This window comes from Chelatococcus albus (genome assembly GCF_030067675.1).
Taxonomy (GTDB): domain Bacteria; phylum Pseudomonadota; class Alphaproteobacteria; order Rhizobiales; family Beijerinckiaceae; genus Chelatococcus_A; species Chelatococcus_A albus.
In genome coordinates this window covers 316,081-336,241 of sequence record NZ_JASJEV010000001.1, presented here as the reverse complement: position 1 = coordinate 336,241, position 20,161 = coordinate 316,081, and the positions used below count along the sequence as shown (strand labels likewise).

The 20,161-nt window shown below is 67.3% G+C and carries 21 protein-coding genes; 10 read left to right on the top strand and 11 right to left on the bottom strand.

What is annotated here, in order from left to right:
- Positions 1-53: 53 nt before the first annotated feature.
- Both QNA08_RS01505 and QNA08_RS01500 read left to right on the top strand, forming a co-directional pair.
- A complete protein-coding gene (locus QNA08_RS01505; RefSeq protein WP_283738910.1) occupies positions 54-308 on the top strand; it encodes a hypothetical protein in 255 nt (84 codons plus the stop codon).
- 132 nt (positions 309-440) lie between these two features.
- Positions 441-1,700, top strand: coding sequence for a glycosyltransferase family 4 protein (locus QNA08_RS01500; protein ID WP_283738909.1), 1,260 nt, complete (start codon positions 441-443; stop codon positions 1,698-1,700).
- Positions 1,701-1,730: 30 nt separating this feature from the next.
- Here the strand turns inward: QNA08_RS01500 and QNA08_RS01495 are convergent, their stop codons facing one another.
- The 4 genes from QNA08_RS01495 to QNA08_RS01480 form a co-directional block, all read right to left on the bottom strand.
- On the bottom strand, positions 1,731-2,972 hold the full coding sequence (locus QNA08_RS01495; protein ID WP_283738908.1) for an O-antigen ligase family protein: 1,242 nt from the start codon (positions 2,970-2,972) through the stop codon (positions 1,731-1,733).
- Complete coding sequence (locus QNA08_RS01490) at positions 2,969-4,513, bottom strand: undecaprenyl-phosphate glucose phosphotransferase (protein ID WP_283738907.1); 1,545 nt, start codon at positions 4,511-4,513, stop codon at positions 2,969-2,971. Before QNA08_RS01490 ends, QNA08_RS01495 begins: the two co-directional genes overlap by 4 nt.
- Positions 4,514-4,630: 117 nt before the next feature.
- Complete coding sequence (locus tag QNA08_RS01485) at positions 4,631-5,731, bottom strand: glycosyltransferase (protein WP_283739296.1); 1,101 nt, start codon at positions 5,729-5,731, stop codon at positions 4,631-4,633.
- 98 nt (positions 5,732-5,829) lie between these two features.
- Positions 5,830-6,393 carry a polysaccharide biosynthesis/export family protein gene (locus QNA08_RS01480; protein ID WP_283738906.1) on the bottom strand — a complete coding sequence of 188 codons (564 nt, stop codon included), beginning with the start codon at positions 6,391-6,393 and terminating at the stop codon, positions 5,830-5,832.
- A gap of 137 nt (positions 6,394-6,530) precedes the next feature.
- Here QNA08_RS01480 and QNA08_RS01475 point away from each other — a divergent pair, with 137 nt between their 5' ends.
- Positions 6,531-8,615, top strand: coding sequence for a GumC family protein (locus QNA08_RS01475; protein ID WP_283738905.1), 2,085 nt, complete (start codon positions 6,531-6,533; stop codon positions 8,613-8,615).
- 11 nt (positions 8,616-8,626) lie between these two features.
- Here QNA08_RS01475 and QNA08_RS01470 read toward each other — a convergent pair whose 3' ends face one another.
- Positions 8,627-9,712 carry a GNAT family N-acetyltransferase gene (locus QNA08_RS01470; RefSeq protein ID WP_283738904.1) on the bottom strand — a complete coding sequence of 362 codons (1,086 nt, stop codon included), beginning with the start codon at positions 9,710-9,712 and terminating at the stop codon, positions 8,627-8,629.
- A gap of 247 nt (positions 9,713-9,959) precedes the next feature.
- Between QNA08_RS01470 and QNA08_RS01465 the strand changes: the two genes are divergently transcribed.
- Positions 9,960-11,012: a polysaccharide deacetylase family protein gene (locus QNA08_RS01465; protein WP_283738903.1), complete on the top strand. Its 1,053-nt coding sequence runs from the start codon at positions 9,960-9,962 to the stop codon at positions 11,010-11,012.
- A 30-nt stretch (positions 11,013-11,042) separates the two neighbouring features.
- Here QNA08_RS01465 and QNA08_RS01460 read toward each other — a convergent pair whose 3' ends face one another.
- Positions 11,043-11,258 carry a DUF2842 domain-containing protein gene (locus QNA08_RS01460; protein ID WP_283738902.1) on the bottom strand — a complete coding sequence of 72 codons (216 nt, stop codon included), beginning with the start codon at positions 11,256-11,258 and terminating at the stop codon, positions 11,043-11,045.
- 233 nt (positions 11,259-11,491) lie between these two features.
- On the opposite strand from QNA08_RS01460, the gene QNA08_RS01455 reads away from it, so the two are divergent.
- Both QNA08_RS01455 and QNA08_RS01450 read left to right on the top strand, forming a co-directional pair.
- Positions 11,492-12,598: a COX15/CtaA family protein gene (locus QNA08_RS01455; RefSeq protein WP_422679844.1), complete on the top strand. Its 1,107-nt coding sequence runs from the start codon at positions 11,492-11,494 to the stop codon at positions 12,596-12,598.
- Between the two features lie 131 nt (positions 12,599-12,729).
- On the top strand, positions 12,730-12,945 hold the full coding sequence (locus QNA08_RS01450) for a hypothetical protein (protein WP_283738900.1): 216 nt from the start codon (positions 12,730-12,732) through the stop codon (positions 12,943-12,945).
- A gap of 71 nt (positions 12,946-13,016) precedes the next feature.
- Here QNA08_RS01450 and QNA08_RS01445 read toward each other — a convergent pair whose 3' ends face one another.
- The 4 genes from QNA08_RS01445 to QNA08_RS01430 form a co-directional block, all read right to left on the bottom strand.
- The gene (locus tag QNA08_RS01445; protein WP_283738899.1) at positions 13,017-13,454 is read right to left on the bottom strand and encodes a universal stress protein; all 438 of its coding nucleotides are present in this window, start codon (positions 13,452-13,454) and stop codon (positions 13,017-13,019) included.
- 222 nt (positions 13,455-13,676) lie between these two features.
- Complete coding sequence (locus QNA08_RS01440; RefSeq protein WP_283738898.1) at positions 13,677-14,960, bottom strand: O-acetylhomoserine aminocarboxypropyltransferase; 1,284 nt, start codon at positions 14,958-14,960, stop codon at positions 13,677-13,679.
- 118 nt (positions 14,961-15,078) lie between these two features.
- Positions 15,079-15,600 carry a CoA-binding protein gene (locus QNA08_RS01435; protein WP_283738897.1) on the bottom strand — a complete coding sequence of 174 codons (522 nt, stop codon included), beginning with the start codon at positions 15,598-15,600 and terminating at the stop codon, positions 15,079-15,081.
- A 62-nt stretch (positions 15,601-15,662) separates the two neighbouring features.
- Positions 15,663-16,478, bottom strand: a complete 816-nt coding sequence (locus QNA08_RS01430) for an enoyl-CoA hydratase (RefSeq protein ID WP_283738896.1) — start codon at positions 16,476-16,478, stop codon at positions 15,663-15,665.
- A gap of 167 nt (positions 16,479-16,645) precedes the next feature.
- On the opposite strand from QNA08_RS01430, the gene QNA08_RS01425 reads away from it, so the two are divergent.
- The 3 genes from QNA08_RS01425 to rpsI all read left to right on the top strand — a co-directional run bounded on the left by QNA08_RS01425 (position 16,646) and on the right by rpsI (position 18,255).
- The gene (locus QNA08_RS01425; RefSeq protein ID WP_283738895.1) at positions 16,646-17,110 is read left to right on the top strand and encodes a PaaI family thioesterase; all 465 of its coding nucleotides are present in this window, start codon (positions 16,646-16,648) and stop codon (positions 17,108-17,110) included.
- A 198-nt stretch (positions 17,111-17,308) separates the two neighbouring features.
- The gene (gene rplM / locus QNA08_RS01420) at positions 17,309-17,773 is read left to right on the top strand and encodes a 50S ribosomal protein L13 (protein ID WP_283738894.1); all 465 of its coding nucleotides are present in this window, start codon (positions 17,309-17,311) and stop codon (positions 17,771-17,773) included.
- Between the two features lie 2 nt (positions 17,774-17,775).
- Positions 17,776-18,255 (top strand): 30S ribosomal protein S9, encoded by a 480-nt coding sequence (gene rpsI / locus QNA08_RS01415; RefSeq protein ID WP_283738893.1) that lies wholly within the window; start codon positions 17,776-17,778, stop codon positions 18,253-18,255.
- Positions 18,256-18,328: 73 nt separating this feature from the next.
- Here the strand turns inward: rpsI and QNA08_RS01410 are convergent, their stop codons facing one another.
- Positions 18,329-18,910, bottom strand: coding sequence for a TlpA disulfide reductase family protein (locus tag QNA08_RS01410; protein WP_283738892.1), 582 nt, complete (start codon positions 18,908-18,910; stop codon positions 18,329-18,331).
- Positions 18,911-19,070: 160 nt separating this feature from the next.
- Here QNA08_RS01410 and speB point away from each other — a divergent pair, with 160 nt between their 5' ends.
- Complete coding sequence (gene speB / locus QNA08_RS01405) at positions 19,071-20,033, top strand: agmatinase (RefSeq protein WP_283738891.1); 963 nt, start codon at positions 19,071-19,073, stop codon at positions 20,031-20,033.
- Positions 20,034-20,161 lie beyond the last annotated feature (128 nt).

The window sequence follows — 20,161 nt, the reverse complement described above, 5'->3', positions numbered from 1 at the left end:
GTCGTCGAGAGCCGTCGAGATCGGCGAAACCGATCGGAGCAAGGAACGAGCCAATGACGCTGCGCGACGCTGCCACCCTTGCGGACGCACTGGCCTCCGGCGACGAGTCCGCCTGGACGATCGCTTCCTTCGAAGACCGGATGCTGGTGCTGCAGGCCCTCCGGGCGCTCGCCAAGCGGCCCTGCCGGGCCGAAATTCTGGGCGCCATCCAGGATGCGGACGAGGACATCGCCTTCCCCGCCGCCCGGGCGGCGGCGGACGCCATCTTCGCCCTGCTGACCGGCCGGAATGAAGAGACGGCGTTCTAGGACGATCCCGGCCGCCGCGCCCGATCGGCGCTGTGTGCCGTCCAAATGCGGGCTTGCGGAATATTCATCAATAGGGGCTAGAGGACATCCGGGCGCAGGCCGACGATCCGGCCCGCGAACAACGGGTGCCGCATGAACATCGTCATCGTTCTCGACCATGCCCACGTCAACGGCGGCCAGGCGAAAGTGGCGCTGGACAGCGCCAAGGGCTTCGCGCGGCGCGGGGCCCGAGTCACGGTCTTCGCGGCAGTTGGCCCCGTGGATCCCAGCCTGCTCGACGCCGGCATCGAGGTCGTATGTCTTGGCCAGACGGAACTCGTCAAGGCGCCGCTCATCAAGGGGGTGGTGCAGGGCATCTGGAACGATCCCGCTCGCCGGGCTCTGGGAGAACTCCTCGCCCGTTTGCCTGCGGGCGACACGGTGGTCCACATCCACGGATGGGCCAAAGCCCTGTCGCCCAGCATCGCGCCGGCGATCGCGGCCTCCGGGCATCCGGGCGTCTATACGATGCACGAGTATTTCCTGTTCTGCCCCAACGGCGGCTTCTACGTCTATCCGCGCAACGAGATCTGCCGCCGCACACCCATGTCGCTCTCCTGCGTCACGACCAACTGTGATGCGCGCAGCTTGCCCCACAAGGCCTGGAGGCTGGCGCGGCAGGTCGCCGTTGATCACATGAGCCGCCTCGCCCGCTGCGCGAGGCACGTCATCACCATCAGCGCCATGCAGGAAGATATCGTGGGCGCGCTCCTGCCGCCGGGCTCCGTCGTCCACCGGGTAGCCAATCCGATCGCGGTGCCCGACATGGGGCCGAAGGAAAGAGCGGGCAGGGCCTTCCTCTTCGTCGGGCGGCTCTCGCCCGAGAAGGGTGTCGCGATCTTCGCCGAGGCGGCCCGACGGCTCGGTGTGAGGCCGGTGATCGTGGGCGGCGGACCAGCGGCCGGGGAACTCGCGCGCGACTATCCGGAGGCGGAGATGCTGGGCTGGAAGTCCGCGCAGGAGATCCTGCCGATCATGCGCGAGGCTCGGGCGCTCGTCTTCCCCTCCGTCTGGTACGAGGGCCAGCCGCTCACGGTCTACGAAGCGCTCGCCACGGGTACGCCGGTGATCGTCAGCGATGTCTGCGCGGGTCGGGAGGCCGTGGAGCACGGCGTCAACGGCCTCTGGTTCAAATCGGGGGATCCCGCGGCGCTCGCCGAGGCGATGACGGTCCTCGGCGACGAGGCGGCTGCCGACGCAATGACGGCGCGGGCCCATGCCCGCTACTGGCAGGCGCCGCTTACCCTCGACCGGCATCTCGACGGCGTCACGCGCGTGTACGAAGCCGCGCTTGCAGGCGCCCGTCGCACCTCGTCCGTGACCGCGGACGCGGTCGAGGCGGCAACCGCCTGAGGCGGGACGATCGGCAGGGCAGACGCAGCGTCAGGACGGCGCCGGCTTCGGCGACCGCGCGTGTGTGACGGCGGCGAGGCCCCACATGAGGCCGAGCATCATGAAGAAATGACGCCAATGGTCCGTATCGATCTGGAAGCCCTGGACGATCGTGACGAACAGGGTCGACCAGATGGCGATGGCATGTTTCTGCGTGGCGCGGCGCACGAATACGGTCTTCCATCCAACGACGACTGTCGCCGCCACGAGTGCCAGATAGGAGAGCCCGCCCAGCCAGCCGTAGGAAGAGAAGCTGTTGACGTAGACGTTGTGCGGGTCGCCGTCGAAGTGGAAGCGGAAGCGCAGGGGGCCGAGCCCGTTCGGATTGTCGAGGAGGACGGGGATGCTGCGCAACTGGTTGCCGAAACGACCGGTGACGCCTTCGTCGTAGTCCTGCGTCAGGCTGGCGCGTACCTCAAAGACCTCGCGAATTCCTTCGAACGACAGGGCAATGGCCAGCACCATCGCCAGCGTCGCCACCGCGACGACCGCGAAAGTGGTGAGCTTGGTGCGCTCCGCGGCGCTGCGGCTCGTGAGGAAGGTAAGCAGGAAAAACAGGCCGAGAGAGGCGATGATGTGCCCCCAGGCGCCGCGCGAGAAGCTCAGGAACAGCGCGAAGAAGGGAGCCGAAGCCAGGATGGCCGAGCGCAGGAGGCTTGTGCGCCTCTCGAACGCACCCTGCAGGAGGTAGATCAGCGGCAGGACGAGGAAGGGGCCGAGCACGTTCGGGTCCTTGAACGTTCCCGAGGCACGGCCGTAGAGCGTGAAGCGCTCGCCGAGACCGGCCACGTCGAAATAGCCGAGGATCGCGGCGATCGACGCGGCCCAGGCGGCGGCGATGTAGCCGGAGCGGATGGTGTCGAGGCGCTCGACGGGATGCTCGCCCATCAATCCTGCAAAGAAGATCGTCGTCATCATCAAATAGATCGAGATGATGACGAACATCACGCTCGGGCGCTCGTCGAAGAAGGGCACGAGCGCGAAAATGCCGCCGAGATTGAACAGAGCCAGCAGGACGACGAGCGCAATGAACGGCCGGTAGAAGCGCAGGCTTGTCAGGAAGGCGCTACCTGTGAGGAGGAAGATCACCTCGTAGGGCGAGGGCTCCATGATGACGAAGGCGCTGCCGAAGATGAGCAGCCACAGCGTGGCCAGCTGCAGTTTCGATACGGGCAGGCGAAGGCTGATCGGCCTGCGCCCGGCCTCGCTGCTCAGCCGTTCGGCGGTGCTCAATAGGCGTTCTCCGACTTGAGGAGGGCGAAGGGCGTGGCAGCGAGAATGTAGAGGTCCGAAAGCACAGACCAGTTTTCGATGTAGAAGAGGTCGTGCTCGACGCGGCGCTGGATCTTCTCCTCCGTGTCGGTCTCGCCGCGCCAGCCGTTGATCTGCGCCCAACCGGTGATGCCGGGCTTGACCTTGTGGCGGGCGAAATAGCCATCGACGACCTGATCGTACAGGCGGTTCTCGGCCTTGGCGTGCAGGGCGTGCGGGCGCGGGCCCACGAGAGACAGATTGCCCTTGAACACCACGTTGAAGAGCTGGGGCAGCTCGTCGAGCGAGGTCTTGCGGATGATGCGGCCAACGCGCGTGACGCGCGGATCGCCCTTGGTCACGAGCTTCGCGGCCGTAGCATCGCTTTGATCGACGTACATCGAGCGGAACTTGAAGACCTCAATGAGTTCGTTGTTGAAGCCGTAGCGCTTCTGGCGGAAGAACACAGGGCCGCGCGAATCGAGCTTCACCGCGATGGCCGTGGCGATCATCACGGGTGAGAGCAGGATGAGCAGGAGGCTGCCGACGATCTTGTCGAACAGCCACTTCAGCACGAGATCCCAGTCGGCGATCGGCTTGTCGAAGACGTCGAGCACCGGCACGTTGCCGATGTAGGAATAGGCGCGCGGCCTCAGGCGCAGCTTGCTCACATGCGCTGCCAGCCGAATGTCGATTGGCAGGATCCACAGCTTGCGCAGCATCTGGAGGATGCGGTTCTCGGCCGAGATGGGCAGCGTGAAGACAACGAGATCGAGGTGCGTGCGGCGCGCGAAATCCACCAGATCGTCGACGTTGCCGAGCTTGGGATAGCCGGCGACCACGTCGGGTGAACGCTCGTCGTTGCGATCGTCGAAGATGCCGAGGATGCGGATGCCGCTATCCGGCTGGGCGGTCAGCGCCAGGATCAGTTCCTCGGCGGCCTCACCGCCGCCGACGATGGCCGTGCGCCGATCGAGGCGGCCCGCCCGCGTCATGGCGCGGGTGGCGAAGGACAGGAGAATTCGGCCGGCGAGCAGGGCGCCAAGGCCCGCCACGAACCAGGTGACAAGCCAGACGCGCGAGAAATGGTCTCCCATCTTGGCGAGGAAGAAGGCCGCCAGCGTCACGAGGAAGACGACGGTCCAGCCGCCGAAGAGCCGCACGCTCTGCGCGACGAAGGAGCGGAAGACGCCGACGTGATAGAGCCCCAGGGTCTGGAAGACGACGACGGTGAGCGCCGCGACGGTCGGAATCGCGACGAAATAGGCGGTGGAATAGCCCTGCCGTCCGGTCAGATAGAGCCAGTGCACGGCAATGCCCGTGAGCGCCACGAGCAGGCATTCCGCCAGGCGAACCACCCCTGCGAGCACCACGGGCGAGTAGCTCGGCTTGACGGGGGCCGCGACGATCTCCTCGGCGAGCGGCGACAGGCGCCGCGACGGCTCCGGTTCGGGAGCGACGGGACTGGATGCGGCCGCCTCGGCGGCGTGTCTGATGAAATCGCGCAGGTCGTATGAAGACATCGATACAGGCCCTGGAACCCTCCGGCGTCGGCCTTGCAATGGGAGGCAACCAATGCGTCCCCAGCCCACGTCGTGCTCGTCGGCTCCTTCCCTTAGCGTCCAACGGTCACGGAACGCTTAACGGTACTTTGTAGCCCTTGCCTCGATTGCTGCAAGGTACTCAGTGATGCCGTCCTCGACCATCCTGGTCTGGGAGAAGCGCTCCTGCACGAAGGCGCGGAGGACAGCGGCGCGACATGCGCGCTCGTCGGCGGTCAGATCGAGCTCGTCGATCAGCGCCTCGGCCAGCCGTTCAGCGTCGCCTGGCGGGATCAGTCGATCGCCATGCGGCCCAAAGATCTCCGCGATGCCGCCGACATCCGTTGCGACGAGGGGCTGCGCCGCCGCGGCAGCTTCCAGAACGACGTAGGGGAGGGACTCCGCGCGGGAGGGAACCACCATGACGCGCGCCTTGGCGAGCGCCTCCCGGATCGGCCGCGGCGGCGAGAAGATCACCTGGCTTGCGAGCCCGCGCGTCGCCACGAGGGCGCGAATGGCCTGTTCCTCGGGGCCTGCCCCCACGAGCAGGAGACGCAAGGCGCGTCCGTATCGGTCCCTTATGAGCGACAGCGCCTCGATGAGCGTGTCGATGCCCTTCACCGCGCGGAGTTCGCCGATGTAGAGCAGGTCGAACGGGTCGTCTTCGCGGGCGACCGGCGCGAACTCGCGCTCGTCGATGCCATTGTAGACGATGCGCACCAGTTGGTCGGTGTCGCCGACGTAGGTCTGGAAGCATCGACGCACATAGGCGCTTTCGAAGAGGAACAGATCGGTCCGCCGCTCGAGGAGGCGCTCGATCAGCATGTACATGCGGTGAGCGGCTGATCCCGGATGATAATTGAAGCTGCCGCCGTGCGGCGTGTAGACCCGGACCGGGCGGTTCGCCCCCTCGAGGAAGGCGGGCAGCCGGGCATAGAGGCCGCCCTTCGAGCCGTGTCCGTGAATAACGTCGGGGCGGAGGGCCCGGCAGAGACGGCGCACGGCCTGCAACGCGGCGATGTCGGATGGCGTCGGCGCGCGGCTCATCGGCACGCGCGTGATGCCCAGTGCGAGCGACGGCTGCAGGGCGGCGAGAGCAGCGTCGGCCCGCTCCCCGCCGGTGCTCGCATCGCAGACGAGACCAACCTCGTGCCCCCTCTCGACCTGGCCGCGTGCGACGTCGAGAACGTGCCGGAACAGGCCGCCGACCGGCGCGCGGAAGACGTGAAGGATACGCAGGCGCTCGCGTCGTCTGCCAGGCAGAGGAACGCCTTGCGGCGGGGAGGTGAGAGCCTTGGTCAGAACCAGCGCTCCTTGATGACGACCGTGTCGCCGGGGCGCAATGGATAGGTGATCGGCACCGTGGCGACAAGAATGCGACCGTCGACCTGCCGGGTCACCTCGGCGCTCGACTGAACGGCCCGTGGCGAGAAACCTCCCGCAATGGCGACGGCGGTCTGGACCGTCATACCGGACACGAAGGGAAACTGGCCGGCATTCGTCACTTCACCGAGGATAAAGAAGGGCCGATAAGTATCAACCTCGACGGTGACTTTCGGCTCGCGGACATATCCGGCGCGAAGTCTTGCCTCGATGGCCCGGGCGAGCTGCTGCGTGCTCTGGCCATGCGCGGGAATGCTGCCGATGAGCGGCATCGTGATACGCCCCGATGCGTCCACGGCATAGATGTTGGACAGATTGTCCTGGCCGAAGACGATGATGCGCAGCTTGTCGCCGCTCGCGAGCGTATAGGTGGCGGGCGGCGGACCGGGTATGGCCGTCACGGGAGGTGGGGCTGTGGCACAACCGGCGGCGGCCAGCATCATGAGGAGGGCGGCGAGCTGTCTCTGGAGCATGAGCATGGCGCAATCGAAAGGCGAATGCGGGTTCAATAGCGTGCCGTGGTTAACAAATCATCGCTCTGCGTGGTGCGGAATTAACCCTGCGGCAACCGCGAGCGGTTTGTATGGTCGGCACTGTCAAAGCCTCGAGTCGAACCATGGCCCGATCTATCAGTTCAGATTTTCCGGCCGGCGCGGGTGACGCGCTGGACATCGGGCAGGTTTGGAACGCGCTCAGGGCGAGCCGCTGGTGGATCGCTCTGCCCACCTGCCTGGCACTTGTCGGTTCTGTTGTCGCCGTCAACCTCGTCACGCCACGCTACACCGGCGAGACGCGGGTTCTCCTCGAAAATCGCGACAGCTTCTATACACGTCCCGATCCCAGCGAGCGCGAGGTGCAGGGTATCGACTCCGAGGCCGTGCTGAGCCAGGTGCAGATCCTGACCTCGCGTGACCTCGCGCGGGAGGTGATCAGGCGGACGGGGCTCGTCGGCAATCCCGAATTTGATCCGCAGGCGACGGGGCTCGGCACGGTGGGCCGGCTGCTCGCTCTCGTGGGGCTTGGCGGTGCAAGGGGGGCGGCACCCGAGGAGCGCGTGCTGACGCAATTCTTCGACCGGCTGCTGGTGTTCCCAGTCGGCAAGTCGCGCGTCGTACAGATCGAGTTCACTTCGCGCGATCCCGACCTTGCCGCTCGCGTCGCCAACTCGATCTCGGAAGTCTATCTCGAGTTCCAGAGGGCGGCCAAGCAGGAGGCGGCTCGCAACGCATCAGGTTGGCTCGCCTCCAATATCGACCAGCTGCGCAAGCGCGTCGCCGAGGCCGAATCGAAGGTCGAGACCTTTCGCGCGGAGAAGGGGCTGCTCGCCAGCGGTAACAACAGCACCCTGCCGGCCCAGCAGCTCTCGGAGCTGTCGAGCCAGCTTGCGTCGGCCCGTGCGGCACAGGCAGACGCGCAGGCCAAGGCGCAGCTCATCCGCGAGATGATGCGCTCGGGGCGCACATTCGAGATCCCCGACGTTGCGAACAACGATCTCATACGGCGGCTCATCGAACAGCGGGTCTCGTTGCGCTCGCAACTCGCGCTCGACTTGCGCACGCTCCTGCCGGAGCATCCCCGCATCAAGGAGCTGAACGCCCAGCTTGCCGATCTCGAAACCCAGATGCGCGCCGCCGCCGAACGGACGGTGCGCGCGCTGGAGAACGACGCCAGGCTCGCTGGTTCGCGCGTCGACAGCCTCCTGTCGGCCCTGGAAACCCAGAAGAAGGTCGCGGCGGAGGCCAACGAGAACGAAGTCCAGCTGCGCGCCCTGGAACGCGAGGCCCGCACGCAGCGCGAGCAGCTGGAGACCTATCTCGCCAAGTATCGCGAGGCCCGCGCGCGGGATGTGGAGAACGCATCGCCGGCGGACGCGCGCGTCGTGTCGCGCGCAGTGCCGCCGTCGTCGCCATCATTCCCGAAGAAGGTGCCGATCATCCTCGTTTCGACGCTTGCGACGCTGTTTCTGTCCGCAGCCCTCGTGGTCGCACGCGAACTGCTCTCCGGCCGCGCCTTCGTCACTCCGGCACAAGCAACCTCCTGGCCGGCGGAGACCGTGGCGGAGCCAGTGGCGAGCGAGCCGGAACTGCTCCGGAGCGATCCCGAGGCCGTCGCGACCGCGCGTGCGCTGGATGCCATCCTGGCCAAACTTGCCGTGCGGCCCGAGCCGGAGCGCGGCGCGCGGGTGCTCGTCACGGAGACGGACGCGGGCGATGGCGCAGCCAGCATGGCCTCGGCCCTTGCGCATCACGTTGCCAATCGGGCCCGTACGGTGCTGGTCGCGGTGGCGTCGGAAGACGATGGAGGGACAGCGACCCCGGGCTTCATCGATCTGGTCGCCGGCCGCGCCTCCTTCGCCGAGGTCATCGGGCGGGAACGGGGCGCGCGCCTGCACGTCATCCCGGCAGGCAGCGGCGATGCCACGACGCTGGGCGAGGCGGTCGACACCGTCGACCTCGCCCTGTCGGCGCTCGACCAGACCTACCAGTGGGTGGTCTGCGTCCTGCCGGCGAGCCATCGCAACGCTCTCGCCTCCCTGCTCGCTGCCCGGGTCGACGGCGTCATTCTGGCGTCACGGGACGAGGACACGAGCGGCACGACGCTCGCCACCTTCGCGGAACTGGAGGCATCAGGCGCACGCAACATGATCGTCGCAGTGGCCAACGACGGCGTGCCGCCGCCGTCGAGCGAGGCGGCCGCCTGATCTGGTGGCACTCAGCAGGCGGCTGTAACCCGGCGGGCGAGGCGCGAGGCCCAGGGGGTCTGCTTGATCCATCCCTTCAGCCTTCGGCCGGTCGCCGCCGCGGCGACATAGAGATGGCCCGCAGGGGTCATCGCAACATGGGCGTCCACGAGTTCTTCGACGCCGTCGCAGAACATCGTCTTGTAGCGTGCCTCGCCGACGCCGAGGTCGAATGTGGCGAACCCGCGTTCGCAGAGGTTCTCGATCGTCCGCTGGATCAGGAGCTCGCCCGGGCTCGATCGCACGATTCGCGGATCGGCATCGAAAGAGGTGAACATGCCCGACAGCCTGCGGCCGTCGGTGGCGCCGCCGAAGGTCGCGATCGGGCGTTCGCCGAGGAAAAGCGCGTGCAGCTCGATCGCCGGGCGGCCGGCTTCGAGACCGCTCCGGCATGCCGTGCGGATGAAGGTCTCCGCGGCTTCTGCCGCAAAGGGATTGCTCAGCCCCATCTGCTTGAAGCGGTCCGCCTTCTGCGCGAAGAAGGCATCGAGGATTGCGCCGATCTCCACGGGCGTGGTCGCGCGACGGTAGGCGACGGGGCCGAGTTCCAGCAGCCTCCGCTCCTTGCGGCGCAGCTTCTTGCGCGTCTCGCCGCTCAGGACGCGGCGCAGGACCGTCTCGCTGCAGGGGCCGAGCGTCAGCCTGTAGGCGTTGCTCGGGCTGGGTTGGTTGTCGAGCGCCATGAGGGCCGAAGGCTCGCCCTCCCAGGAGCGCGGTTGATTGATGAAGGAGAAGGCGTCGACGCCGCCGACGGCGCGCGCAACGCCGCGCAACTGCGCAACGAGCGCAGGCTCGTTGAGCGGAGGGATGAGGTGGGAGGCGACCAGGGGCAGATGGAAATTCGCGTGCTTGCCGCCTGCGATCTGTGCGATGCGCAGGCCGCCGCGGCGGTACACGGTGAGTGGAAAGAGCACCGCCGGGCGTCCGTCGCGATCACTGACGACGACGGCGACGGTGCGCGCGCCGTCGATGCGACCGAGGGTATCGCCAAAGCTCTTGACCCAGTCGTACCGCTGGTAGGGCGAAGCGGCTCCGCTCGCCTCCAGTCTCCGCCACAAAGGCTCTACCGTTGTCAGGTCTTCGTAAGCCTGGACATGGAACGCCGGCTCGGCATGTATGCGGACGGTCGATCCGGCGGAATCCAGCCGCGGCCATACGGACCACCGCCCTGACAGTGCAACCACGGCTTCTGCCTCCAACCCCGCGAGCACGTAATCAGGCACCGTCCGCAACGTCAATCGCGACCGTATCACAGCCTTAACCATTCGCGGGGAACGTCCAAGTCAGCAGGCGCGACCGGGAGCAATGAGCGTGCGTCGAACACTGTTTCGGTGGGGACTGGCCGCGATTCACCGCTCGCGTGCCGACCGCTGGCTTGCACCCGCGGCCCGTGGCTGCGGGGTGATCCTCATGCTGCACCACGTGCGGCCCTGGCGGCCGCGCGGCTTTGCACCCAACCGCATCCTCGAGATCACCCCGGAGTTTCTCGATTCCGTTCTGCGGTGTGTCGCGGAGGAGGGCTTCGAGTTCGTCGCGATGGACGAAGTCCCGGAGCGCCTGCGGCGGGGGAAGCAGGGGCGTCCTTTCGTCGCCGTCACGTTCGATGACGGCTATCGCGACAATGTCCTATATGCCGCCCCCGTGCTCGACCGCCACGGGGCACCGTGGACGATGTTCGTGACGACGGGCTTTGCCGAGCGGACGGCCTCGCTGTGGTGGCTGGAGCTGGAGGAGGCCATTCGCCGCCTCGACCACGTCGCCCTCACAATCGACGGCACCCGGCGGTGCTGGCCGTGCCGGAACGACGGCGAGAAGTCGGCCGCCTTTGACGAGATCTATTGGGATCTGCGGGCCGGGCGGGAGGAGCGGTTGCGCGAGGTCGTCGGCATTCTGGCGGCGCAGGCAAGCGTCGAGGGCAGGGCGCTCGTCGAGCACCTGTGCCTGGACTGGCAGGGCATCGCCGAACTGGCCCGGCATCGCGGCGTGACCATCGGGGCGCATACCCTCACGCATCCGATGCTCGCCAAACATTCGGAAGCAGTGGCACGGAGCGAGATCGTCGAGGCGAAGTCGCTCATCGAGGCCAGAATCGGCCGCTCGGTCCGCCATCTCGCCTATCCGGTGGGAGACCGGGGGGCGGCCGGGCCGCGCGAGTTCACGCTTGCGCGCGAGGCGGGTTACGCCACGGCCGTGACGACACGTCCCGGCCATCTTTTTCCGGAACATGACGCTCATCTGACGGCGCTGCCGCGCGTATCGATCAACGGTGCATTTCAGACGAAGGGCGCGGTGCGCGCCCTCCTGTCGGGCGTGCCGTTCCTCCTCTGGAACCGGGCACGGCGCACCAGCGTGACGTGACCCCCCTCAGGCCGGACCCGGATGGTGGGCTCAGATGTCCTCGGCGTCGCGCCGCTCCATCCATCGGATGAGGGGAAAGGCCGGGAGGATCCAGGCGAAGCCGATCGTCACATAAAAGATCATCTGCACGAGTTTTGGCGCGTCCTGAACGCGGCCCTGCGCCAGCGCCATGGCGACGAGGGCATAGACGCACACGAAGGCCAGCAGGATGACGGTTCCGACGAGCTTGCGTGCACGACGACGCATGGGATTTCCCGAGGGGCAAGGAAGGCGCGAGGAAGGCGATGGTTGGGGTGCGGCGGCCCGGCTCGTTGTGCCGCCCGGCGGGGCGGACTATGTGTCGGCCCGTCTTGCCTCGCAACCCCTCCGGCGCAGGCGAGCCGGAAGGGCGAGGCAAGGGAGGAGAGCAGCCGGCTCCGCGTCCGGCCGATTGCAGGTGCGGGCGCTGCTGATCAGCGCCGCGCATGACGGTAGAGACAATGACGGCAACAGGCAGCACCGCAGACAGGACATTGGATCCCGCCGCGCCCGGCGAATGGCGAGCGGTGAGGCTCTGGCTCTATGCGGTTGCGCTCCTCGTCCTCATCATGGTGCTCGTCGGCGGCGCGACCAGGCTCACAGGCTCGGGGTTGTCCATCACCGAATGGAAACCGGTGACGGGGGCGCTGCTGCCCCTGACCGAGAGCGCGTGGCTCGCCGAATTCGAGAGATACCGGCAGATCCCGCAATACGAGCTCGTCAACAAGGGGATGACGCTCGCGGAGTTCAAGACGATCTATCTGTGGGAATGGGGCCATAGGCTTCTCGGCCGCCTGATCGGGCTTGCCTATGTCGTGCCTCTCATGTTCTTCGTCTGGCGCGGCACCGTGCGGGGGCGGCTGATGATCACGCTTGGCGCCATCGGCATCCTCGGCGGACTGCAGGGCGCCATCGGCTGGATCATGGTCGCTTCCGGCCTCGAGCCGGGCATGACGGCCGTTGCGCCCGTGAAACTGATGCTGCATCTCATCGCTGCCTGCGCCATCTTCCTCGGGCTTGTCTGGGTGGCGACCGGTCTGGGTGCGCGGTCCCCGGTCGACCGGGCGTCCGCGCAGTTGCGCGGCAGCGCATCCTTGCTCCTGGGGCTCGTCTTCCTCCAGATCGCACTCGGCGCGCTCGTCGCCGGCCTCGACGCCGGCCTTGCCTTCAATACCTGGCCGCTGATGGACGGCCGGCTGGTGCCGGCCACGCATACGCTCCTGCCCCTCTCGCCGTGGTGGGTCAATGCCTTCGAAACGGTGGCGACGGTGCAGTTCAACCACCGCGCCGGCGCCTATGCCCTCCTCGCCGTCTCGTTCTGGCACGCCTGGCGCGCGCATCGTCTCGCTTCGGGAAGCGCGGCAGCACACGGCGCGGTTGCAATCGCCGCGCTCGTGATGCTGCAGGCCGGTATCGGGGTGTTGGCACTGCTTCTCCAGGTTCCTCTCTGGGCTGGCCTCCTGCACCAAGGTACCGCGATCATTCTCCTGGGAGCCTGCTCCATGCACCGGAGGAGGCTGGCACAACCCTTGCGCGTATCGGCGCGGACGGTCGTCCCCGCGATCTGACCCAGGATCGGCTCCGGCGCGGCCATGCGCTGCATGTGCGCTACGTCACGGAGACGATGCGTCGTTCGCGCGACTGTCCCGGTGTCCGCCGCCTCTCGTCGAGGCGTGGGCGCATGACGGGGATGGCGACCATGACGGGAATGGTGACGATCTTTCACCCGGAGGGGTGGTCCGTCGGAGTTGTGGCGAGCTGCATCGGTATCGCGACCATGGCGGCGGCGGTCGTCGCGGCGACGGGGAGGACGGAGGCGGCGCTCAGGTTAACGCCGGGTGCCGTCGTCCATGCCGCCGTTCCGGCCGGACAAGCCCGGACGAAGCGAAAGAGCCTTCACGCCAAGGTATCGTGACGCGGGAGAGGAGAGGGGCGGGCCGTCGCCAGGGCGACGGCCCGCCTTTCGTCACAGCGGCAGGCGAGGACTTAGCGGCAGACGAGGACGGGAATGTCGCTGTGCGTCAGCACCTTGACGGTCTCGCTGCCGAGGAGGATCGCGGACAGGCCCCTGCGCCCGTGGGAGGCCATGACGATGAGATCGCAGGCGCGGGTCTTCGCCGTGTCGATGATGGCCTCGTAAGGGTGGTCGTTCTCGACATGGAGTGTGTCGCAGGTCACGCCGGCGGCTTCGGCCGCGCTGCGCACCTTGGCGAGACGCTTCGTCGCCGCCCGCCACACATGGTCGCGGTAGGCCTCCGGCGTATCGGCCACCATCATCGGATCGACGGCGAAGGCGTGGAAGGGGGGCGACACCGTGAGGCCGGTGATCGTCGCTCCGACCGCCTTGGCAAGTGAGACGCCATGCGCGATCGCCTTGTCGGAGAGTTCCGTTCCATCGGTCGGAACGAGGATGTGCTTGTACATGGCGGCCTCCCCGCAAGAGGTCTCGCGCGTCCGGCCGTGTCGCCGATGCGGGCGCGACATGCATCACGGCGACTTATCGCGACGCCGGCGCAACCAAGAGAATGATACCACTTCGGCGCATGGGAAATCGGCGCCGGCCGCTCAAAGTCTCGTGACGGCAAGACGCGGAAGCGGCCGGCGCGCATCCGCGCGTGGCCGCCTTCTGCCTCGGTCGCCGATATGTCAGGCCGCTGCGAGCGCCTGGTCGATGTCGGCGATCAGGTCCGCCCTGTCCTCCAGCCCGACCGACAGGCGCACGACCTCCGGGCCGGCGCCGGCGACCACCTTCTGTTCATCGGAAAGCTGGCGATGGGTGGTCGAGGCCGGATGGATAACGAGGGAGCGCGTGTCGCCGATGTTGGCGAGATGCGAGAAGAGCTTCAGGTTCGACACGAAGGCGACGCCCGCTTCGTATCCGCCCTTCAGGCCGAAGGTGAAGACGGCGCCAGCGCCCTTCGGCACGTATTTCCTGGCGAGGTTGTGGTAGCGGTCCGTCGGGAGGCCCGGATAGCTCACCCACGACACCGCCGGATGGCCGGCGAGGTGCTCGGCCACCGCGAGCGCGGTGTCGGACTGGCGCTGCATGCGCAGCGGCAAGGTCTCGATGCCGTTGAGGATCAGGAAGGCGTTGAAGGGCGAGAGGGCAGGACCAAGATCGCGCAGCCCGAGGACCCGCGTCGCGATTGCGAAGGCGAAGTTGCCGAAGGTCTCGCCAAGCACCATTCCCCCGTATTCCGGGCGCGGGGCTGAGAGGAGCGGATAGCGCGCGTCGCCCACCCAGTTGAAGCTGCCGGCGTCGACGATCAGGCCGCCGATCGAATTGCCGTGGCCGCCGAGAAATTTCGTCGCCGAGTGGACGACGATGTCGGCACCGTGTTCGATCGGCCGCCACAGATAGGGGGTAGCCATCGTATTGTCGACGATCAGCGGGATATTGGCGCGCTTGGCCACGGCCGAGATCGCCTCGAGGTCGACGATCACGCCGCCCGGATTGGCGATCGACTCGACGAAGATCGCCTTGGTGCGCGGGGTCAGGGCACGCTCGAAGGACGCGGGGTCGTCCGTGTCGGCCCAGACGACGTTCCAGCCGAAGCTCTTGTAGGACTGGCTGAACTGGTTGATCGAGCCGCCGTAGAGCTTCCTGGCCGCGATGAATTCGTCGCCCGGCTGCAGGAGGGCGTGGAAGGTCAGGAATTCGGCGGCATGCCCGGATGCCACGGCGAGCGCCGCCGTGCCGCCCTCGAGCGCCGCGACGCGCTCCTCCAGTACGGCGTTCGTCGGATTGCCGATGCGGGTATAGATATTGCCAAACGCCTGGAGGCCGAAGAGCGAGGCCGCATGGTCGACGTCGTCGAAGACGAACGAGGTCGTCTGGTAGATCGGCGTGGCACGGGCGCCGGTGGCAGGATCCGGCTGGGCGCCGGCATGTACAGCGAGCGTGTTGAACCCCGGTTCGCGGTCGGCCATCGGACGTCTCCCTTGCTGCTGCGCGGCGCGCCCGTTCCGTTCGCGGTGGCGGCCGGTTCGTTCGATATAGAGAACGATCGTTCGGGTCAACGACCGACGATGGTCGGCGTCTTCACGCTCAGCGATCGATCGACAGCTTCTGGAAGCCACGGCCGGCGAGTGCTGGCTTCTTGGCGGAGATGATGCGCGAGTTCACGCCCTGCCACCCGATCTCGCCCGAGAGGCGCCCATATTCGATCTTGGGGCAGCGGTTCATGACGACCTTGATGCCGGCGGCTTCGGCCTGCATGGCCGCCTCGTCGTTGCGCACGGAGAGCTGCATCCAGATCACCCGCGGGCGCGGCGACAGGGCGATCGCCTCGTCGACCACGCGGCCGGCCGCCTCCGCATTGCGGAAGATGTCGACCATGTCGATGCGCTCCGGCAGGTCGGCCAGATGCCCGTAGACGCGCTGGCCGAGAATCTCCTTGCCGGCCTGGCCCGGATTGACGGGAAAGACGTCGTAGCCGCGATCGACGAGGTATTTCATGACGATCCAGCTGGGGCGCGCAGGATTGGTCGAGGCGCCGACGAGCGCGATCTTCCGCACGCCCGTCAGGATGGCGCGGATGTATTCATCCGGATAGCTGTCGTGATTCATGTGCCCCCAATTCATGTGCCCCAAGCCCGCCCCGATTGCCGATGCCCGAGCCGAGCGCTCGCTCAGCGCCCCTGCCATCGCGGCTCGCGCTTCTCCATGAAGGCGCCGATGCCCTCCTCGGCATCGCGGGCCAGCATGTTTTCGACCATCACTTGCGAAGCATGGTCGTAGGCGCGCGACAGGCCCATTTCGAGCTGCTCGTAGAAGGCGCGCTTGCCGGTCTTGAGCGTCAGCGGCGACTTCGAGGCGATCGCGAGCGCCATGCGCCGGGCCTCCGCCAGCGCTTCACCAGCCGCCACCACCCGATTGACGAGCCCGAATCGGTGGGCATCGTCGGCCCGCACCATCTCGCCGAGAAGGAGCATCTCCATGGCGTGCTTGCGAGCGAGGTTGCGTGACAGCGCCACCATCGGGGTGGAACAGAAGAGCCCGATGTGCACGCCCGGCGTGCAGAAGCGTGCTTCTGCGCCTGCGACCGCGAGATCGCAGCTCGCCACGAGCTGGCAGCCCGCGGCCGTCGCCACTCCTTCGACGGCTCCGATCACCGGCTGCGGCAGGCGCACGATGCGCTGCATCATGGCCGAGCAGCGGCCGAGAACATCGGTGAAGTAGGTGCGACCGCGGTCGGCGTCGGCGCGATGCGCCGTCATCTCCTTCAGGTCGTGTCCGGCGGAGAAGACCGGGCCGTTTGCCGCCAGGATCACGGCCCGTATGCTCTTGTCCTCCGCGAGCCGGTCGAGCTCCACCGTCAAGGCTTCGATGAGTGCTTCGGACAGGCTGTTGCGCGCTGCCGGCCGGTTGAGGGTGAGCGTCGCGACGGCATCCGCATCCTGGCGCAGGAGCACGGCTTCGGTCTCGATGGCGGTATGGGCGGTCATATGCGGCGATCCTCCCGCGCACAGCGGATCAATGTCTCTTCATCTTCGGCAATGCGCGCCCGTTGGTGCCGGGGCGCGCAGGTGCCTTGGCGCTTCTGCCAATTGTCGCGGCGAGACGGGCGTGCTGCAAGGTGAGCAAACGGAAAAGTCGACGTGAGGGGACACGCATGAACCTGCCCTATGTCGCGCCCGCGGCGCAGTTGCCGGTGATGAGCATCGCCGAGGTCGAAGCTTTCCTCGATCGCGAGTTCCCGCAGATCCACCATGGCGGGCGCACCTATTCGATCGAGGCGCTCGCGCCCCTCGCGGCGACGGTTCGCTGCGCCTATCACGAGCGACACCTCAGGCCAGGCGGCACCATCTCCGGCCCCACCATCATGGCGCTCGCCGATCTCGCGCTCTACGTCGCCATACTGTCGTCGATCGGGCCGGTCGCTCTCGCGGTGACGACGAACCTCAGCTTAAACTTCCTCCGCAAGCCGGCGCAGCGTGCGCTCCTCGCCGAATGCCGCCTTCTCAAGCTCGGCAAACGCCTCGCCGTTGGGGAGGTCGCCATCCGATCCGAGGGCGAGAACGAACTGGTGGCCCATGCCACCGGCACGTACTCCATCCCGCCGCGCGGTGAAAAATGATGGTGCTATTTTACCTCTACGCATAAGATGATGAAAACTAATCAGTTTTCAGAAAGCTCGTGTGCAAATTCGGCTTGACGAATGGGGCGCCTCACGGTAGAGCCACGCCCACATCGCGTTGCCCGGCCGATGCCGGGCGCGCGTTTTTTCATCGCGGCGCCCTAGCCCGGCTCCGCCCGATATCTCGGAAGAGACCCCATGAAGACCTATTCGGCGAAGCCTGCCGACGTCGAGAAGAAGTGGGTGCTCATCGACGCTGAGGGGCTCGTCGTCGGGCGCCTGGCTTCGATCGTAGCCATGCGCCTGCGCGGCAAGCACAAGGCCACCTTCACGCCTCACGTGGACTGCGGCGACAACGTCATCGTGATCAACGCCGACAAGGTGGTGTTCACCGGCAAGAAGCGCGACCAGAAGGTGTACTACCACCACACCGGCTATCCGGGCGGCATCAAGGAGCGCACCGCCAAGTTCATCCTCGAGGGCCGCTTCCCGGAGCGCGTCGTCGAGAAGGCGGTGGAGCGCATGCTCCCGCGCGGTCCGCTCGGCCGCAAGCAGCTCGGCAACCTCCGTGTCTACGGTGGCGCCGAGCATCCCCATGAGGCGCAGCAGCCCGAAGCGCTCGACGTCGCTTCGCTGAACCGCAAGAACGCGAGGACCGCCTGACCATGGCCGAGACCCTCCAGAGCCTGTCCGATCTCGGTCAGAAGGTCGCTCCGGTTGCCCCCGAGGCTCCGGTGCACGTGCAGAAGCTCGACGCCCAAGGCCGCGCCTACGCCACCGGCAAGCGCAAGGACGCCATTGCGCGCGTCTGGATCAAGCCCGGCGCCGGTAAGATCGTCGTCAACGGTCGTGAGCTCGACGTGTACTTCGCTCGTCCGGTTCTGCGCATGATCCTGCAGCAGCCGCTCGTCGTGGCCGGCCGCGTCGACCAGTACGACGTGATGGTGTCGGTGGACGGCGGTGGTCTGTCCGGTCAGGCCGGCGCCGTGCGCCACGGCCTTGCCAAGGCCCTGACGCACTACGAGCCGGAGCTGCGCTCCGTCCTCAAGAAGGAAGGCTTCCTCACCCGCGACAGCCGCGTAGTCGAGCGCAAGAAGTACGGCCGCAAGAAAGCCCGTCGTTCCTTCCAGTTCTCGAAGCGCTGATCGGCGTTTCGACCATACGAGCGCGAAAGGGCGGCCTCGGCCGCCCTTTTTCGTGCCTGCGGCCTCCGTGCCGTCAGGCCGAGTAGCGGCGCATCAGCGCCTCGGCCGGCCCTGAGGTCCAGTCGACGGCGCCTGGGACATAGCCGACGATCTGTCCGGCCGGATCGACAAGATAGGTCGCGGGCATGGCGTAGATGGTGAAGGGCGCATCGTTCGGATTGTCGGTGTTCGAATGGGCAATGCGCTGGTCCGGGTCGAGGATGACGTCGAGATCGCCGAGGCCGTGCTTCGCCACATAGCGTGCAACGACCGCCTTGCCGCCGCGATCGGTGGCGACGGCGAGCACGTGCAGGTTCGGCCGTTGCTGCCGCGCGAGCGACCGGAGCAGGGGCAGTTCGAGACGGCACTGCGGGCACCACGTCGCCCACAGGTTCACCAGCACGAGCTTGCCGCGCAGCCGGGCGAAATCCGACGTCCGGCCGTCGAGGCGCGGGAGCGCCAGCGAGGATACGGTGCGCAGGGGGTGCAGTTCCCTGAACTGCAGGTCGTGGGCGAGGCGCGGTCGTTCCCCGGCCCGGACGGCGCGGGAGGAGAGCGCGGCGGGGGCTGCCAGGCCGACAGCGGAAAGCCCCTTCAGCAGGTCGCGGCGCTTCATCCGGTTCTCCCCCATCGAGTTCGGCCCTGGGAACGATGCTGTTCGTCCGATTCGTGTCATGGGCGTGGCGAGAGGGCGGGGGCGATCGGGGCGCGGCCGGCGCCGTTGCCTCGATGCGGGGGGCGGCTATCCTGCGCCGGCTGCCGACAGGAGCCGAATCTTGGCCGCCGACGATCCGATCCGCCCGCGCCCCACCGACAACGCCTTCCTCGGGCCGCTCAAGGGCGGCTCGCCGGAGCCGACCTACGGGGGGGTCCTGTCCTTCATGCGTCGCCGCCTGACCCGGCAGCTCGAGGGGGTGGACGTCGTCGTCTGGGGTGTGCCCTTCGACTGCGCCACGTCGAACCGCCCCGGTGCGCGCTTCGGCTGCCAGGCCATTCGCCGTGCCTCGGCGATCTTCGACGGCGACCCGCAATTCCCTTCCGGACTCGATCCCTTCGCGACGCTGACGGTCGTCGACTACGGCGACTGTTCCTTCGACTACGGGAAGATCGCCGAGGTGCCGCGCCTCATCGAGACGCAGGCCAGGGAGATCCTTGACGAAGGCTGCCATCTCGTCACCCTCGGCGGCGATCACTCCGTCACCCTGCCTCTGCTGCGCGCCCATGTGGCGGTGCACGGCCCGCTCGCCCTCGTGCAGTTCGACGCCCACCAGGACACCTGGGAGGACGACGGCACAAAGATCTCGCACGGCAGCTTCGTCACCCGGGCCGTGGCGGAGGGCTTGATCGATCCGGCGCGCTCGATTCAGGTCGGCATCCGCACGGTGGCGCCGGACGATTTCGGCATCGAGATCATCGATGCCTACGAGGTGCAGGCGCTCGGGCCGAAGGGCGTTGCCGAGCTCGTGCGCGACCGTGTCGGCGGTGCGCCCGCGTACCTCACCTTCGACATCGATGCGCTCGATCCGGCCTTTGCGCCCGGCACGGGCACGCCGGTGGCCGGCGGCCTGTCGTCCGCCGATGCGCTGGCGGCGCTTTGGGCCATCCGCTCACTCGACTGGCGCGGCATGGATGTGGTGGAGGTGGCACCGCCCTACGATCACGCCGACATGACGGCCATCGCCGCCTCGGCGGTGGCACAACACTACATGCAGATCCTGGCCGAGAAGGCGGGCGGCTAGATCGCCTCAGCCGGGCGTCTGTCAATGCCGTTGACAGACGCCAGTTCCTCCGCCATCTACGCGGGCATGACGAGCCTGAACGCCCGCATGATCCGACGCCGCTTCGTGACCGCCCCCCGGCGCGCGCG

Coding starts and splice junctions, on each gene's coding strand:
- QNA08_RS01425 (WP_283738895.1), top strand. CDS start 16,646: ATGAACCTGCCCTATGTCGCGCCCGCGGCGCAGTTGCCGGTGATGAGC.
- rpsI (WP_283738893.1), top strand. CDS start 17,776: ATGGCCGAGACCCTCCAGAGCCTGTCCGATCTCGGTCAGAAGGTCGCT.
- QNA08_RS01430 (WP_283738896.1), bottom strand. CDS start 16,478: ATGACCGCCCATACCGCCATCGAGACCGAAGCCGTGCTCCTGCGCCAG.
- QNA08_RS01455 (WP_422679844.1), top strand. CDS start 11,492: ATGACGGCAACAGGCAGCACCGCAGACAGGACATTGGATCCCGCCGCG.
- QNA08_RS01500 (WP_283738909.1), top strand. CDS start 441: ATGAACATCGTCATCGTTCTCGACCATGCCCACGTCAACGGCGGCCAG.
- QNA08_RS01445 (WP_283738899.1), bottom strand. CDS start 13,454: ATGTACAAGCACATCCTCGTTCCGACCGATGGAACGGAACTCTCCGAC.
- QNA08_RS01440 (WP_283738898.1), bottom strand. CDS start 14,960: ATGGCCGACCGCGAACCGGGGTTCAACACGCTCGCTGTACATGCCGGC.
- QNA08_RS01475 (WP_283738905.1), top strand. CDS start 6,531: ATGGCCCGATCTATCAGTTCAGATTTTCCGGCCGGCGCGGGTGACGCG.
- QNA08_RS01460 (WP_283738902.1), bottom strand. CDS start 11,258: ATGCGTCGTCGTGCACGCAAGCTCGTCGGAACCGTCATCCTGCTGGCC.
- QNA08_RS01450 (WP_283738900.1), top strand. CDS start 12,730: ATGACGGGAATGGTGACGATCTTTCACCCGGAGGGGTGGTCCGTCGGA.
- QNA08_RS01505 (WP_283738910.1), top strand. CDS start 54: ATGACGCTGCGCGACGCTGCCACCCTTGCGGACGCACTGGCCTCCGGC.
- QNA08_RS01465 (WP_283738903.1), top strand. CDS start 9,960: ATGAGCGTGCGTCGAACACTGTTTCGGTGGGGACTGGCCGCGATTCAC.
- QNA08_RS01435 (WP_283738897.1), bottom strand. CDS start 15,600: ATGAATCACGACAGCTATCCGGATGAATACATCCGCGCCATCCTGACG.
- QNA08_RS01490 (WP_283738907.1), bottom strand. CDS start 4,513: ATGTCTTCATACGACCTGCGCGATTTCATCAGACACGCCGCCGAGGCG.
- rplM (WP_283738894.1), top strand. CDS start 17,309: ATGAAGACCTATTCGGCGAAGCCTGCCGACGTCGAGAAGAAGTGGGTG.
- QNA08_RS01410 (WP_283738892.1), bottom strand. CDS start 18,910: ATGAAGCGCCGCGACCTGCTGAAGGGGCTTTCCGCTGTCGGCCTGGCA.
- QNA08_RS01480 (WP_283738906.1), bottom strand. CDS start 6,393: ATGCTCATGCTCCAGAGACAGCTCGCCGCCCTCCTCATGATGCTGGCC.